Raw genomic sequence first — 16,098 nt, 5'->3', positions numbered from 1 at the left:
GCTACGCCCTGCGGGGTCTCAAGAATGTCGCTATCCCCCCGCAGGAGTCTTCGCCTATTGCTGCAATCAACAGCTAGAAAACGTTATAATGATAAGTTATTGGGTTTTTCAGTGGCCACGGCTACTCCCTGCGAGGTCTTCCCTGTCCCTTCCTCCCGCAGGAGTCTCCGGTCCTTCCACTGCGATCAACTAGATATTTTTATCATTTTTGGACTTTGTCTACACACTGAAACAGCCATATCTATTGGCTGTTTTCCTCAACTATAAACATTCCTTCTCCACAATCCCAATTAAATTCTTCAGCATGGCAACAGAGGAGTCAAGACTCAAGGAATAGATGCGCTGTGTACCTTTTTGTTCTATCCCCACCAATTTATTGTCGCGAAGGATCTTTAAATGATGGGAAATAGCAGGCCGTGAAAGGCGTGATGCATCAGCAATCTCTGTAACAGTCAATGCTTCTTTTTCTGCCAACAGAAGAATGATATCCTGTCTTGCTTCATCCGCAAGCACTTGAAATAATGGGATACAGTCCCGAAAGGTTTGAATCGCTTTTTCATTCATGTGACAGTACTCCTTCATCGTCCTTATCTACTTTTATCTATTATAGCAGGATATCATTAAAATAGGGACAGATAAACTTCTAAGGCTACATCTCTAATTTAGAGGAAACCTGTATTCTTTTTCCTTAAAAAAATAATCATTAGAGATCTGGGTAGCCTGTATCATTAAATGTGTAACATCTGATTTGACATTTACGTTAATCATTTCTAATTCATGGCTTTCTTCTTGATCAAAAAAATCAAACGAGTTCCTACTGTAGATATCCAATCTTTGTCCTTTTTCATCTGAAAAGACCCAAAAAAAGTGACGCACTTTTTGAGTTTGTGTTTTCTTACCAGTTAGGAGGACATTGGTTGTTAGTCCTTCTTTCCTTGTCACCAACAGCTTATTCAGCGTATAGCCATCCAAGTCGATGTCCAATGATTCTTCTGTGGATTTTTCTAAAGGCACTGTCATGGAATAAAATCCAGGTTCATGATAATTAGCTGTCCTTATTTCTGCCGAATAATTGCCACCTGATGATTCTTCTCCTTTTACTTCCATATAGTTTTTATCTGTGTATAGTTGCGAAAAATCTATTTGAAAAGGCGCTTTTTGCATGATGTTATTCATGGAGGGATAGTTAATCGGAACCAAGTACTCCTCCTCGTTATTTACCAGAACGACTCCTGCAGATACTTCATGATGACCCATGAGAAAATGCCGGTCATATTCTTGATCCGTCTTTTTCAAGTTGGCTTCAATCCGCTCAATTTCTTCTTCTTTCAATCTGACATCATATTTCAACCTGCTACCGTACTTCCCTTTTTCCAAACTTAGCATTTCCACCTCTATTTTGTCATCAATGACTTTTACCTCATTCAATTCCACCACTTCTACATCTTGCACTACTTTTTCATATTGGATAGGTACGACTATTTTCCAGTCCCCACCCCAGCCTTTTATACGTTGGAAATGAAAATGCAAGTTGAATTTATCTGGCAGGTCTTCTTCGTTTAACGACTTTACATATATTCTTCGATCATTTGAACTTTCCGGGACCTTGCTACTTGACAACATCTCACCGATCAAGACTGGCTTGGCGGATTCCATCGGGTACGTATTTCCCTCATCATCCATAGCATGAACGGAAAATAGATCATTCTCACCTAAATAATCAATATCTTTCAAGTCACTGGAAACTTCGTATTGAACCAATATATGCAATGGGTCGACATCCACAGAGGTAATTTCTACGTTAATATCATTGCTAGTCACCTTATAGGTACCATCTGCCCATACATTATAAAAGGTACCATGATAGATATAGTTGGTCACCATCTTCGTCCATGGTGAAATAACAGGAATAACCACAAAACCAGCAATGAGCAGAGCCACCATACCACTGACAACTCCGAGTTGATACTTCCATGATCGACGGTTGGATCTTGATTTGGAAAAAGGGGTTAGTTGTTTTAAAACTTTTTCATTAAATTCGCTATCAAGCTCAGGAAGTTGCAAGACACTCTTTAGGACTCTCTCTTCCTGCTCTATTTCCTCCAAGGCTGACCTGCATACCGGACAGAATTCCAAGTGGTCCTCCACCGTTTCCTTTTGTTGGTCCCATCCACCATTAAAATATCGGATCAGTTCTTCTTTTTCCAGGCAATCTGTTTTCTGTTCGAAATCCTGCGTCCCCAAGATGCTCAAATGCAATGACTTTTTCGCAGAAAGTAAAGGTTCCTCATAATCTTCTATGCCCATTTCCAAAATATCTGCAGCTTGCCTGTTTTCCAACTCTGAAAAAAGATAGTTTAAAAGCAGGATAAATCTAGTTTTTCTAGGCAAAGAAAGAAGTGATTCCTTCACCTTCTCGTGATTTGGATGATGATTAAACTGTTCCTCCTCCATGGAGGCATGTCCATCCGCTTTAATTGAATTTCCTTTTAATTGCTTTAAGATCTCCCGATAAAACCATACAGTAAATAACTCGGTATCCTGATAGGTTTCTAACTTCCCATAAATATCAAGAAAGCATTCTTGCGTCACTTTCTCCGCTCCAACAAAATCGCCTAGCAACCAATAGGCAAAGCAATAGACCCTGTTTTTATATTTCTCGATAATCGGTTCAAAAGCCAGTGTGTTCCCTTCCAAAATAGAACTTATATACTTCTCGTCCATCATTCAGTTCCGCCTTCTGCTTTTTCCTCTTCTTTAAATAATGGGAATTTCTCTCCCTCTAAGCTCTTTAACTGCGTGAATATATTATCCGCTTTAATGACCAAGGTTTCAGGAAAGGCAGCCTGGTCATACCTTGAGGTAATGTCCACATGAAGCAGCTTCTTTGTTCCTTTCTTATCCCGTTCATCGTAATGGTACCACCCCTCGGATTGTACATATTCCCCTTTCCCATCCATAAGGGTCCACCCTATCTCTCCGCGAGAATTATCACTTTTCCCATTGATAATTAGCTCATACTTGCTGACATCACCCAACCGGTCTTTTGTTGCCACAATACTGTAGTCAATCAGCTCATACTCGTTTATTTTCCCTTCCAATGGAGTCCTTTCTGTTTCTTCAAGCGGAATTTCCAACGAGTAGAATGCGGGTTCTTGGTAATAAACCCCCATTATTTGTGCATAAAGCTCCTGCATGGGATTTTCCAGCTTTCCAGACACTTCATAATATTGGTTATCCATATAATAATGGGAGAAGTGCATTTCGATCGGTTCATTTGAATCATACATATACATGTCATGAAAATATATCGGAACTAAATAGTTTCCATCTTTTGTTATTCCATTCAACCCGATCTGATGCCATAATTCAAATTCCTGCAATCTGTATTCTTGATCATGCGTCTTCAGATCTGTAAGTAATTTATCCCGTTCTTCATCCGTACGTCTAATGTTATATCTGAACCTGCTACCGTGCTTGCTGTAGGTAACATCCATAAACTCCAAGATCATTTTGTCTTCAATGTTCATTACTTCATTCAGAGTAACAGTTACGGAAGTATCCTCCACTTTGTCATACCTGATTGGGATATCTAACTTCCAGCTTCCATACTTAGATTGCAGATTAGCTATGTTTATTTTTATGTCAAACTCATCTGGCAGGTTTTCCTTATCCTTGATATATACTAAAAAGAAAGGCCGGTACTCCCCTTCCTTCTCTAACACTTTTCGACCGCTACGAAGATACTCCGGTGCAGTCACTTGAACCGGGTGCTCTTTACCTGTTTCATCCACAATTCTTATGGGTTTATAGGAATAAAAATCAATATCTTCATGGGTAAGAGTACTTGATTCATTTTCTCCTTCTTTTTTGACATCATAATAGATGTACATATAGAGGGAGTCCATCTCCACTTCCGTTACTTCAAAAGAAATATCTTTATCTGTTGCCACATAAGTCCCTTCCACCCATACATTATAAATGGTCCCATGCTTCATGTAGGTCGTGACCATATCTGCCACTGGCTTCAGGTTGGGAACAATGAGTATACCTAATAAAAAGATGGTACCAAGTATACCTAGGACACTAAGCTGATATTTCCACGTACGATGCTTCGGTTTTTTAGGGGTATAGGCCACGAGGTCATCGAGTACCTTTTTGTTAAAAGCTTCTTCTAACTTAGGGAAATTCAGAACGAAATCCAGGGAGACTTCTTCTTTTTTTAATCCTTCTAAAACTTCCCGGCAATCTGGACAAAATTCAAGATGGTCTTTTATTTCCACCTCAACCTTCTCCTTGACCTCACCTTCATAGAAATCTATCAATTCTCTGAGACTAAGGCATTCCCTTTTTTCTTGATAGCTTTCTAACAATGAATGGTCACGGATATGTATCATTGAGCTTTTATATCTGTCTTTGATTTCTTCTATGCTCGCTTCCATTAGACTAGAAAGATTCGCTTGGGAAAAATGGAGTATTCGAATGAGCAGAAATTCCAATCTGGCTTGATGTGTCAGAGTGTATATCGCTTCTTCCAGTTTAATGTGATGAGGATTATGCAGTGGAAGTGGAATGGGAGTGGAGCTGTTTGACTTCGCTACCTTTTTGAAAAGCGGTAGAAACTGTTCATATAGCCACTCTGAGAACAATGATGATTCTTCATATGTATCTAACTCTCCATATGCCTTCATAAACCCCTGTTTTACCAAATTCTCTGCATTTTCCTTATTACCCGTGATCCAAAGTGCTATGGCAAATAATTTATCTTTATAGCGTTCTATGATTTGGTCATATTTTTCCTTTTTACCTGCTGTTATTTCTTTGATTATAAAACTCTCTTCATTCAAATTCTCTTCACCCTTTTTTGTAAATCTTTTATCTCTCTTTTCCCCTAGTATACCATTTTATAGGAGTTGAATTTGTAATAGTTTGTGTTTTTTGAATAGAATGATTTGTATGGAAAGGACATTCAGACAAAAAAAAGAAGCCACCCATTTTCAGTAGCTCCTTCTAGAAACGTCGTGCTAAGTCACTTTTTAAAAATACTTCCATTCTCTTTTCATCAATCGATGCACCATACTTTTTTTGCAAAACGTCTTTTTTACTTCCCAATAAAAGTGTTAACATTTTTTTCATCCTCCATCATTCCTTTGTTTTGTTCTCACTATCAGTATAGATTTTTGCGGCGCTTTGGATAACAACCTGTAGAACGGTTTTCTTTCATTCTTTTACCTACAGTCATTTCCAGCTTTATACCGAAAGATACTAAGACTTGAGGAGGAGGGGAAAAAGTCCACGAAAAAAAGAGATGCATCCGATTCATCTCTTTTTTTCCTGGCATGAAGTTTGGAAAGCAGCCATTTTTAACAGGTAAGGGTTCAGGTTGACAGGTTGCATCTATTCACTATGAAAAAGGGGAGTAGTTCATGACATGTTAGATTTGGCAACATCTTTGTTACGGCAAAGAAATATGTATCAACCTTACAAAACCAATTTTACCTATTCTTTATTAAGCTTGTTTAATCCCTATATTAACTTTGTGTAAATTATTATTATAGTACACGTACCGCCTTTACAGCTCTCGGTTTCCAATATGTATTATAAGAAGCGAATGCTACTCCCGTGTTTGTTGCAGCATGCAGAAGCGTATTTGAGTCCATCACGATGGATACATGATTGATGACACCGTCCCCTTCTGTATCGAAAAACACGAGATCCCCTTTACGGATTTCGCTTAGCGGGATTTCTTTACCAACATTCCCTTGCTGTGCAGAGGTTCTCGGAAGGCTGATTCCATTTTCAGCAAAAACTTTTACCGTATAAGAAGAACAGTCAAACGCATCCGTTCTGTTGGTAGATGCTCCATACAAATACTTTGCTCCTAAATACTTTTCCCCTGTTTTTATGATGGCATCGGCCTTTTCTTGCCAGGAAGCATTATCTCCCACAGGAGTACTCTGTGTATTTCCTGGGATGTTGATAACTTGTCCAATTGAAATACGATTGGCATCCTTGATAGCAGGATTAACAGCTAATAATGCGCTCAATGTCACACCGTGTCTGCTTGCAACAGAAGAGAGGTTGTCCCCGCTCTTGATGGTGTAGGTCCCTGAAGCTTGCGTTGGTTTGCTAGGGCTAGGTGCTGGTTGGGATGGCTGACTTGGAGCGGATGGGGCACCAGCAGCCACCAATATTGTTTGCCCGATAAATATTCTATTTACGTCTGTAATGGACGGATTTAGTTTCATCAGATTAGCTAGGGTCGTTTGATGATTTCTAGCAATCAATGACAAAGAGTCTCCAGATTTAATGGTATAGGTTGATGTCGTCGGTTGGCTTGGGGCGGGGGCAGGTTGGGTTGGCGCAGGTTGCGTGGTGCCTGTTCCATTCGCCTTCAAAGATAATGTTTGCCCTGGGAAGATAAGGTCACTCTTCAGGTTATTCCATGTCTTGATATTGCTTACTGTCACCTGATTATTGGTGGCAATCTTCCAAAGGGAGTCACCTGATTTGACGGTATAATCAGCCGCATAAGCATGTCCAGAAAACATAAAGGAAGTTACAAGGGCACCAGCAATTACTTTCTTTTTCATGATTGTTCCATTCTCCTCATAATTTTACTTTTTTCTATGTATAAACTGATGTTAGCATATATTTTCCAACAAGAAAATATAAATTTCTTCATGGATACTTTTAAAACGACAAAAAGCTTGCAGAGTGAAGGGTCTACAAGCTTCCATTATCTATATTCCTGCAGAACGTTGCAGCCTCTTTGCAATTTCCATAAAATCCTCATGGGAAATGCCTGGTGCGAATTCCTCTGGCACACTTTCAAGATCTGGCATCGGCCCTCCAGGAGGTGTTCCTTGAATCACCTCTAGTTTGCCCCCATCTTCAGGATGATTACCTTTCCAAATCATAGCTACATCCTTGTAATCAGTAGCACTGAAGGTGTACAGCTTTCTATGCACTCCTTCTGCCTCAAACTTCCGAGTCGTTTCGAAAGCTTTGTTCTCCAAACTAGGTATCGGGACAAGCTTCGTGATGTCGACTCCTGTCGCTATTTCCAGCGCCTTTGCATACGCCACCACGTGAACGCCGCCACGTACTAAAAGATACCCGATCATCTCCCTTGCCACAGGGTTGTCAGTCATTTGATACACCCTCATTTTATGGGTTCTAGCCCCGCATTCCAGAAAAAAGTTGTGAAGCAGGTCCAACACAAGGTTTCCGCTGTTAAAAACATTATCCCCTGTCCATGCCCTTCCCATAGAATCCCCCGGAAGTGCTGTCTGTGCATTCACAATATAATGATACGTATTGCGGAGATCCTTTGTATCCCTTAGAGGTGTCGCATCAGGTGGAGCAGGGTATGTAACCCCCTCAAGCATCAGGTTGATCGTCGTAGTTACCAACTCAACATGTCCAAGCTCCTCTGCTGTAATGCTTGCGACCAGATCAAAAAAAGGCTTCAGCTTCTTTTTATTTCGGAAGTTGAATGATTGGAACATATAGTTATTTAGTGTAGACATTTCACCAAACTTCCCACCAAGCAGCTCCTGCACAGCTGCCGCTCCATTGGGATCGGGATTTTTTGGTTTTGGCAACGGTATTTGCAGCCGATTTATCCGAGTAAACATCTTTTTCTCCCTCCTCTAAACTTACACAAACCTCTATTTACTTGTATGTGGTAAGGGAATTGTCCTATGACAGGTATATAGCTTTTCACCTTCATACCGGGCATCCGCCCATACACATTCAGAGTTTGTTACATAAAGTAAAGTATCAACTTTGGAAAGGGGAGAGGTAAATGAGCAAGGGCACTGGCTGTGGAACAGGTTTTACCCTCTTTGTTATCTTATTTATTTTACTTATCATAATAGGGGCCGCATACTTGTATTAATAAATTCACATTAAAGGATAGCGCAGGGTTAGCATAAAGCACCCTGCGTATTTTCATGTCTTTACGAGAATAAATTAACATAATTTAGGAGCAATAGGCCAAGCTATTGTTAGAGTAATGGCTGGAGGAGTTTACATGTGGCAAAAGTGGATTAATATTACCGAATTATATACATATACAGGGCCGCCCGATGAATAAATCCCTTGAACGACTATTATGGAGTATCGCCTTACCTGGCTTTGGCCAATTACTCAACAAGAAGTATATCAAGGGGCTAGTGTTCATATTTTTGGAATTCCTTATTAATGTTCTAGCAAATTTCAATTCGATAATCATGTACAGTTTTAATGGGGAGATCGAACGTGCATACCTTGAAACAAATTACCTTTGGCTGATGTTTTACCCTTGTTTATACTTTTTTTCGATGTGGGATGCATTCAAAGATGCCGGTGGAGGAAAAGCACCTTACTCCTACCTTCCATTTGTCAGCTGCGCTTACATGGTGACGGTCGGATTGATGCTTTCAGGGAAAATAAAACTCTTCGGCATTTTATTCGGTCCCGTCTTCATGCCAATGCTGTTTGTCATCCCCGGATTGTTGATTGGCTTTACCGTAAGAGGAATCATTTTATATATGGAAAATAGGAAAATACAGGAAGGTTGATTGTTTATGGGATATGTCCATACAAGGGACCATGTAAAGATTTTCTATCGTTTAATAGGGACTGGGCAAAAGACCATTCTTTTTATTCACCCCCCTGGAATGGGGCATATCACCTTTAAGCAACAATTACCATTATCAAATCATTTTCGACTACTATACATAGACTTGCGCGGTAATGGAAAAAGCGAAAAGGGTGAACATCCTATCCGCTTTTCGTTACTTGCCAGGGATATTTCAGATGTGTGTGCACAACTGGAAATTCCTAAAGTAATCATTTGTGGATATTCTAATGGCGCTTCCATCGCACTTGAAACAAGTCTAAACTATCCAAACCTTGTTGAAGGCCTTTTATTGATTGGTGCCTTTCCAAAAGTTGATAGCATACTCCTTTATAGCGAGTTCCTTCTTGGAATCCTAACCGCTCAATGTAATGGGATGGGTATTATTTCAAAGACAATTGCATACGCGCATTCTTATTCAAAAAAATTCGCTGAGGAAATGGCAGCTTATTTTAAAAAAACAGAGGCAAACACTCTTTACCAATACTACAAAGAAGGTTTAACCTATGATTGTTCGGAACGACTGCGGGATATCACCGCACCTCTACTCCTCATATATGGAGAATTGGACTATTATGTTCACCATTATCAAAAAGAGTTCATTGCATGTCTTCCAGATACCAAAGTGGCTTATGTTTCAGGAGCCAAACACCAAGTTCCCACAAAATTCCCAAACGAATTGAATGCGATCACCAGAGAATTCATACGAACTCTAAAGTAATCATTAATCATTAAAAAAATAGCCCTGGACACAGCCTGGGCTATTAGTGTGTAGAAAAGCAAAATACAAAGCAGTTTTCAAGTTGATCGTAGTGGAATGCGCGAAGACTCACGCGGGGGCTCATTGCATTGGTATTACTGGAAATAAAGGGGTATCTTATGGTTGTTTTCTGGATGAGGCGTTTTGGTTAATGCAGTTGTGTGCTATTTTCATCCTGCTTAGGGTAGTTTTAAGCGTGTCGTTTGTGTCTTTCTCACGCTCTAGTTGAATATTGGTCATATCTACCATGGCCCGCACTACATTTTCAAAAGCAATTCTTAGTTTTTCCTCCTGGAGGGACTGACCGTCCTTGACGATCATCTTGACTAGCTCGTTTGCATAGACATTCATTTTCTCCATGGTTTCCACTTTAGCTTTCATATCTTAACCCCCTCTTATAATACCTTTCCTACAATTTTATGAACATCATAAGCTCCACATGCCACCCATTGCCCTTCTTTTTCGACTATGTATAAACTATTCTATGATTATTTCCTTATTCCTCCTCATCGACAAAACAAGAGGTCAGCCTCTATTATTTGACTAAAAACAACAAACTGCTACAAGAAAAATCAGCAAATTAATCATTCTTTAAACAAATACTAAAAATACCCTTTTTTCATAAGCTATGTTTTTCACCAAAATGCCTACTTTTTACACATAGCCTATTTTCTTACAGGTCATTATCATCTATAATATAGGAAATCGTGCTTAGGGAGTGATGAAGATAAAACTCGTAGAACTTGCCGTAGAAAAGAAGCGTGATCAAATGGTAAAGACAGCAATTAAAACCGGATTAACCTCTGTTGAAACGGTAAGGCTAAGTCAAGAACTCGATGAGATGTTGAATGTCTTTATTCCTCCAAAATTAGAAGAACAAAAAATAAACCAGGCTAAAAACATGAAAAAAATATAGTTGCATCTCAAAAAATATTATGTATAATAATCTCAAATATATATGAAATCATCGACGATAAAGAGAGTAGTTCATAGATGGCATATGAAGCGAAGCAGGGGCGGTGAAAGCCTGTTGAAAGTCTATGGAACGAAGCGCACTTTAGAGATGAATGGGTGCGTCCCCCATATAGACGATAAGTGGCTTTCCTAATAAGAAGGCAATTAGAGTGGTACCGCGGGCACAAAAAGCAAGCTCGTCTCTTCAATCCAAATGAAGAGACGGGCTTTTTTATATTCTAAAAAAGGAGATGTGTCATTTGAAACTGAATAACATTGCAGCGGAAACCCTTCATCAGGCGATTCCGGAGCTTACCATAACACACATTACAAGCTTATTGGAAAAACCCAAACACACCCATCACGGAGACCTTGCCTTTCCATGCTTTGAGCTTGCTAAATATAAAAGAAAAGCACCAGCTCTCATTGCATTGGAACTCACTGACACCCTGAAAAGTCCTTGGTTGGACAAAATCGAGGCTGTCGGACCATATATTAACTTCTTTTTCAAAAAAGATATTTTCCAACAAAAAGTTGTTCAAACTATCTTAACGCTAAAAGATCAATATGGAAGCCTTGATATCGGCAAGGGAGAAAACATTGTATTGGACCTTTCGTCTCCTAATATCGCTAAACCATTTTCCATGGGACATCTTCGCTCGACGGTAATAGGGAATTCCATTGCTAATATTTTGGAAAAGTGCGGTTATCAGACAGTGCGAATCAACTATCTCGGAGATTGGGGCACACAGTTTGGCAAATTGATCGCAGCCTATTTGAAATGGGGGGAGGAAGAAAAGGTAAAGTCAGATCCCATTCCCGAATTATTAAAGCTATACGTGAAATTTCACGAGGAAGCTGCGAACAGCACCACTTTAAATGACGAAGGACGCTACTGGTTCAAGCAGCTTGAGGATGGCAATGAACAGGCCCTGAATCTGTGGAAATGGTTTAGAGAGGAATCTTTAAAGGAATTCAATAAAATCTATCACCTACTTGGCGTGGCGTTTGATTCTTATAATGGCGAGGCTTTTTATAACGATAAGATGGAATCGGTAGTCAGACTATTGGAGGAAAAAGGGTTGCTCGTTGAATCAGAAGGAGCAGAGGTTGTCGAGCTGGAGGAGAGTACTTCCCTCCCACCTTGTCTTATTAAAAAGTCGGATGGTGCTACACTATACGCAACAAGGGATCTTGCAGCTGCACTTTATAGAAAGCAGGTATATAATTTTTCAAAAGCGCTATATGTTGTAGGCCAGGAGCAATCCATTCATTTTCAGCAAGTGAAAGCTGTATTGAAGAAAGCTGATTTTTCTTGGGCGGAGGACTTGCATCATGTACCTTTTGGGTTACTATTGAAAGAGGGCAAAAAGATGTCAACAAGAAAAGGCAAAGTCGTATTGCTAGAGGAAGTCATCAAAGAAGCCATCCAGCTCGCTGGGGATAACATTGAGAGCAAAAACCCAAATCTTCCTCATAAAGGCGAAGTTGCCAAACTAGTCGGAGTAGGCGCAATCATATTTCATGATTTGAAAAACTACCGCTTGAATTCAGTGGAGTTTTCCCTGAAAGATATGTTGAAGTTCGAAGGAGAAACCGGCCCTTACGTCCAATACACCTATGCCCGTGCCAATTCCATTCTAAAGAAAGGAAATTGGACGCCAGTACCTATCAATAGTGGATTAACAGACTCTTATTCATGGGAATTAACCAAGCTTTTGCATGAATTCCCTGCCATGATTGAGAAGGCGAACGCAGATTTCGATCCATCTGTGATCGCCAAGCATATCGTGGACATCTGCCAAAGCTTCAACAGCTGGTACGGCCATGTGAAGTTCTTGACAGAGGATAAAGAAAAAGCCACAAGACTCGCACTTGTTGAGGCAACAGCCATCACAATTAAGGAATCACTTCGTTTACTTGGTATTCAAGCCCCACAAGAAATGTAAAGGAAATGTGCATTAAAAACATGAAACCTCCATCCCCCTCATATAGTGAAGTAACAATACTATTGGGGGGATGCCTATGAAATGGCTTGTGCTTATTCATGTTCTGGTTGCAATCATTGGGATTGGTCCCACTTTTTTCGGAACGATCCTGCTCAGGAAACATCAAACCATATCAGATCTCCGTCACAATGTCCTTCTTCAACACAAGCTGGACTACTTCCCGAAAATTGGCGGAACACTTGCAGTTATCACCGGGATTCTTCTCGTCCTCTTTGGCAGCTATGGCTCCATTCTCCAGGTATGGCTATTCGGTTCCCTTGTCCTTTACCTTGGCATCCAAGTCATTGTAATCGGCTTTATTTCACCCGCCCTCAGTGATCTTCAACGTTGGCTTTTACATCCTGACAACCGGGCATCCACCCAGTTGCCACCTACACAAACAAGCGCACTCCACAAAGTAAGCAACCTTTATTGGCTGACCATTCTATTAGGTTGCATCATTTTCATCCTAATGATTATCAAACCATCTTGATCTATAGGTCATCCCCTTTGCACCACCAAGAAAGAAGCGGGGAAAGCAAGCGGAGGTGTTGGCCTATATTGATTAAGAGGTGTTACCCATGCCCCCTGAACTTCTTCTTTTCCGGTAGAACGCTTCTCTTCCCATATAACTGTTAAAAAGTAATTCCATCTTTTCTAAATCTTCCTGTGACACGACTGAATCCCGATCATCCCAATATACATAGGAAATAAAATAGTACTTCTTAATTGGTGAAAAAAGCACCTTTGAATGTGGAAACTTATCAAAAAAGCCGAGGATCTGCCCTTTTTTCCTATAAGAAATATTCACTAACTCCACCATGATCACCTACTTTATTTTTTTGCTAAGTCATAATTATGGACAGGCGTGTCTTATAGTTTTTATACCACCTATGCTTATTCCTTACACAATTTTTAGTGGTATGATAGGCTACGGGCTTTGAGACACCCTCTCTATTACGTTTCATGCTTTTAGAATGCGGCTTGACACTTTCTCTTTATATTTTTCCTAAAAACAAAAACCGACCACCCCATAAAGGAGCAGCCGACTGTAACATGAAACAAACGCTAGACTATTTTCCATCCCCATTAGGCAGCTATATCACGTTTCACAAACGTCAAGAAGCTTACCACATGAAGCAATACAAAATACACCAGGAACATTCCAACGGAAAACCAAAAGGTCACCCCGCTGACTACAGGCATGCCATCAAGGAACGTCTGGAAGTGGATATTGGCAAACGGAGAAAATTTCGCCGCTTCAAACTTCATAGCTACAAGCGATGTGATTTGTGTCCCGGTAAACAGCAGGAACAAAGAAATACCTATCGCCAAGGAGTTATTCCGGAAGACACTCGAAATCATGAAAGCAATGGTAGCAAACATGATGATTCCCAACCCATGGAGACAAAGCTTCAGAAATATATAAAGTATCGGAGGGACCTCATAGACCCTTCCTCCCAAATACAGTAAAGAAGGATCAGAGTCAAATCCAAATGCAATCGCCCCTGTCACAAACGATGTAATAAACAGAATCGCCATGAAAATAGCCATAAACACCAATACACTTAAGTATTTTGCCACCAGGATCTTACTTCTGCTGATCGGGCGGATCATCAAAAGCTTGATAGTTCCCCATGTGAATTCACTTGCAATCATCCCTCCTGCAATAATAACAACAAAAAGGGTGATAAGACTTGTCAAACCAAGATTTTCATCCATATATGTCCAAACTGAATTGCCCGTTGAGGGCTCTAAATCATTTTCCAAGCGATGCTCATTAATAGCTAGCTGCCTCTCGAGATGTTCTGTTGCACCGGATTCTTCCTGGATGGTCATTTGCAGGTACTCGTTTTCCTGTTCCAGGCTTTCACGCCAGCCTAATTGTTGTTCTCCACCTTGACTTCTTGCATCATCAAGCATAGAGCCCATCATGATGGTAAATACAACTCCAACTATGGACAATAACACTAAAATCGCACACATCACATAGAAGCTCGGCCTTCTAAACCATTTAATAAGTTCATTTTGAATTAGATTATTCATTGTCAGGCCCCTCTTTCCTGTGATGTTTTTTCTAGGAATTTATCTTCTAGCGTTTTAATCACTTCTTTTATTTCAAAAACAGCGATATCTCGTTCCACCAATTCCTTAATAATAAGAGGTACACTTTCCCGTTCCATTTCTACGTGCAACACGCTACCGTTCTTAGTATGTGGTATCTCCATTTCAAGCATCAAGTTCAACGCTTCTTTTGCTGGTTCGCAATCCAACTGGTAAAGTGTTTTCCCGCCGTCCTGTATAAAGTCCCTGATACTCTGGATATCTATCAATTCCCCCTTCTGTATGATTCCTACTCGATCACACATCAGTTCCATTTCAGATAATAGATGACTAGAGACAACGATCGCCATCCCTTCTTCCCTTGCCAGGCTGCGTAAATAATCACGGATTTCACGGATACCTGCCGGGTCCAATCCATTAGTCGGCTCGTCAAGAATAAGCACTTTCGGTTTATGTAACAAGGCCTGGGCAATGCCCAAACGTTGCCTCATCCCTAAGGAATAAGTCTTCACCTTTTCACGGATACGTCCGGTCAGTCCGACAAGCTCAATCACTTCATCAAGACGCTCTTTTGTAACCCCAGGCATCATCCGTGCATATTGCTTCAGGTTTTGATAGCCCGTAAGAAATTTATACATTTCCGGATTCTCGACAATTGCCCCAACTTGACGGACCGCTTTTTCAAAGTCAGTCTTGATACTGACTCCGTCAATATGGATATCTCCAGATGTTATATTCATCAAGCCGACCATCATTCGGATGGTTGTCGTTTTCCCAGCTCCGTTTGGGCCAAGGAAACCGAATACTTCCCCCTTATACACTTCAAAAGACACATCTTTGATAATTTCCTTGCTCCCAATGTCCTTACAAACATTTGATAGTTTTACTGCAACTTCATTCATTCTGTCATACTCCTCTCATTAAATTTCCATTTTCTTCACATTACGGACCGATAGGATAAATACAAGTAATGAAACTAGTAAGAACAATATTGCCAATGCAAACGAAAAATCTGTCAAGGATACTCCCATTGAAAATTCCTGGTATTCCTCTGTTTCGTTTATAATCTTTGTTCCAATAGATACTGCAGGGAAAGTGCCTATTGTTTTCATTTGATCAAACAATGAGCTCATCATAAATCCATTATGAAACTCCACGATAAAATAAGCGATAAATCCGATAGGGGCGAATCGCAATAATTCAAATCTTTTCCCCCTTGCTGCTGCATATTGGGACCAAATAAACATAGCCCAGACACCCAAATACAGACCGACCCCTAAAACAGACCAAATCAACGCTAGTGCTTCCGTAAACGTCTGTCCTTGTAAAAAAGGCTCCCCAAAGAGGAAACAGGCAATCGCATATAAGCCTATCGCAAAAGATAGTGATAATAGACAATTGATCATGGAGATTACCAGTTTACTAGACAAGAGGGCATAAGAAGGATTCGGGTTATGCAACCAGAGCTTTAGTTTTTGTTCTCTCCCAAAGTTTAAAAACATATCTGTAGCAATGTATGCAATGTGAAGGACTATAAGCGTTAAAGAGATAGACGTAGCAATAAGCGGCTCACCCAACCGGAAAGAGAAAGCAACGCCGGACATCCAGACAATCAGGAGAAACAGATAACTCTGCAGTTGCCCCTTCATCGATACTTTCCAATCTTTAGCTAACAGCCCCGTGTAATAGCCCATTTCTTCTTCCCT

At 40.3% G+C, this 16,098-nt stretch carries 16 protein-coding genes; 6 read left to right on the top strand and 10 right to left on the bottom strand.

Translation table 11 applies throughout. The features are described 5' to 3' along the window. Window positions 1–261 precede the first annotated feature (261 nt). From EKQ44_RS01370 to EKQ44_RS01350, 5 genes are all read right to left on the bottom strand, one after another. Complete coding sequence (locus tag EKQ44_RS01370) at window positions 262–564, bottom strand: ArsR/SmtB family transcription factor (protein WP_237661729.1); 303 nt, start codon at window positions 562–564, stop codon at window positions 262–264. A gap of 93 nt (window positions 565–657) precedes the next feature. Beyond that, window positions 658–2,727: a hypothetical protein gene (locus EKQ44_RS01365; RefSeq protein WP_237661728.1), complete on the bottom strand. Its 2,070-nt coding sequence runs from the start codon at window positions 2,725–2,727 to the stop codon at window positions 658–660. After that, window positions 2,724–4,847 carry a sigma factor gene (locus EKQ44_RS01360; RefSeq protein WP_237661727.1) on the bottom strand — a complete coding sequence of 708 codons (2,124 nt, stop codon included), beginning with the start codon at window positions 4,845–4,847 and terminating at the stop codon, window positions 2,724–2,726. Before EKQ44_RS01360 ends, EKQ44_RS01365 begins: the two co-directional genes overlap by 4 nt. Before the next feature lie 705 nt (window positions 4,848–5,552). Beyond that, a complete protein-coding gene (locus tag EKQ44_RS01355) occupies window positions 5,553–6,593 on the bottom strand; it encodes a C40 family peptidase (protein WP_237661726.1) in 1,041 nt (346 codons plus the stop codon). 150 nt (window positions 6,594–6,743) lie between these two features. Beyond that, window positions 6,744–7,640: a manganese catalase family protein gene (locus EKQ44_RS01350; RefSeq protein ID WP_237661725.1), complete on the bottom strand. Its 897-nt coding sequence runs from the start codon at window positions 7,638–7,640 to the stop codon at window positions 6,744–6,746. A 170-nt stretch (window positions 7,641–7,810) separates the two neighbouring features. On the opposite strand from EKQ44_RS01350, the gene EKQ44_RS01345 reads away from it, so the two are divergent. The 3 genes from EKQ44_RS01345 to EKQ44_RS01335 all read left to right on the top strand — a co-directional run bounded on the left by EKQ44_RS01345 (window position 7,811) and on the right by EKQ44_RS01335 (window position 9,347). Continuing rightward, window positions 7,811–7,903 carry a YjcZ family sporulation protein gene (locus EKQ44_RS01345; protein WP_237661724.1) on the top strand — a complete coding sequence of 31 codons (93 nt, stop codon included), beginning with the start codon at window positions 7,811–7,813 and terminating at the stop codon, window positions 7,901–7,903. A 190-nt stretch (window positions 7,904–8,093) separates the two neighbouring features. Beyond that, window positions 8,094–8,567, top strand: a complete 474-nt coding sequence (locus EKQ44_RS01340; RefSeq protein WP_237661723.1) for a hypothetical protein — start codon at window positions 8,094–8,096, stop codon at window positions 8,565–8,567. 6 nt (window positions 8,568–8,573) lie between these two features. Beyond that, window positions 8,574–9,347, top strand: coding sequence for an alpha/beta fold hydrolase (locus EKQ44_RS01335; protein WP_237661722.1), 774 nt, complete (start codon window positions 8,574–8,576; stop codon window positions 9,345–9,347). Window positions 9,348–9,503: 156 nt separating this feature from the next. Here EKQ44_RS01335 and EKQ44_RS01330 read toward each other — a convergent pair whose 3' ends face one another. Beyond that, a complete protein-coding gene (locus EKQ44_RS01330) occupies window positions 9,504–9,767 on the bottom strand; it encodes a hypothetical protein (RefSeq protein ID WP_237661721.1) in 264 nt (87 codons plus the stop codon). A gap of 340 nt (window positions 9,768–10,107) precedes the next feature. Here EKQ44_RS01330 and EKQ44_RS01325 point away from each other — a divergent pair, with 340 nt between their 5' ends. From EKQ44_RS01325 to EKQ44_RS01315, 3 genes are all read left to right on the top strand, one after another. Continuing rightward, entirely contained in the window at window positions 10,108–10,302 is a 195-nt protein-coding gene (locus EKQ44_RS01325) for an aspartyl-phosphate phosphatase Spo0E family protein (protein ID WP_269151513.1), read from the top strand. Between the two features lie 289 nt (window positions 10,303–10,591). Continuing rightward, window positions 10,592–12,289, top strand: a complete 1,698-nt coding sequence (gene argS, locus EKQ44_RS01320; protein ID WP_414491238.1) for an arginine--tRNA ligase — start codon at window positions 10,592–10,594, stop codon at window positions 12,287–12,289. A 76-nt stretch (window positions 12,290–12,365) separates the two neighbouring features. Next, complete coding sequence (locus tag EKQ44_RS01315; protein WP_237661719.1) at window positions 12,366–12,821, top strand: DUF2269 family protein; 456 nt, start codon at window positions 12,366–12,368, stop codon at window positions 12,819–12,821. Window positions 12,822–12,893: 72 nt separating this feature from the next. Here EKQ44_RS01315 and EKQ44_RS01310 read toward each other — a convergent pair whose 3' ends face one another. From EKQ44_RS01310 to EKQ44_RS01295, 4 genes are all read right to left on the bottom strand, one after another. After that, window positions 12,894–13,151: a hypothetical protein gene (locus EKQ44_RS01310; RefSeq protein ID WP_237661718.1), complete on the bottom strand. Its 258-nt coding sequence runs from the start codon at window positions 13,149–13,151 to the stop codon at window positions 12,894–12,896. A gap of 266 nt (window positions 13,152–13,417) precedes the next feature. Then, window positions 13,418–14,374: an ABC transporter permease gene (locus EKQ44_RS01305; protein WP_237661717.1), complete on the bottom strand. Its 957-nt coding sequence runs from the start codon at window positions 14,372–14,374 to the stop codon at window positions 13,418–13,420. A gap of 2 nt (window positions 14,375–14,376) precedes the next feature. Continuing rightward, window positions 14,377–15,294, bottom strand: a complete 918-nt coding sequence (locus tag EKQ44_RS01300; RefSeq protein ID WP_237661716.1) for an ABC transporter ATP-binding protein — start codon at window positions 15,292–15,294, stop codon at window positions 14,377–14,379. 18 nt (window positions 15,295–15,312) lie between these two features. Beyond that, the gene (locus tag EKQ44_RS01295) at window positions 15,313–16,086 is read right to left on the bottom strand and encodes a hypothetical protein (protein WP_237661715.1); all 774 of its coding nucleotides are present in this window, start codon (window positions 16,084–16,086) and stop codon (window positions 15,313–15,315) included. Window positions 16,087–16,098 lie beyond the last annotated feature (12 nt).

It is taken from the genome of Sutcliffiella horikoshii (genome assembly GCF_021991925.1).
Lineage (GTDB): Bacteria > Bacillota > Bacilli > Bacillales > Bacillaceae_I > Sutcliffiella_A > Sutcliffiella_A horikoshii_F.
This window is presented reverse-complemented; position numbering and strand designations above follow the sequence as displayed.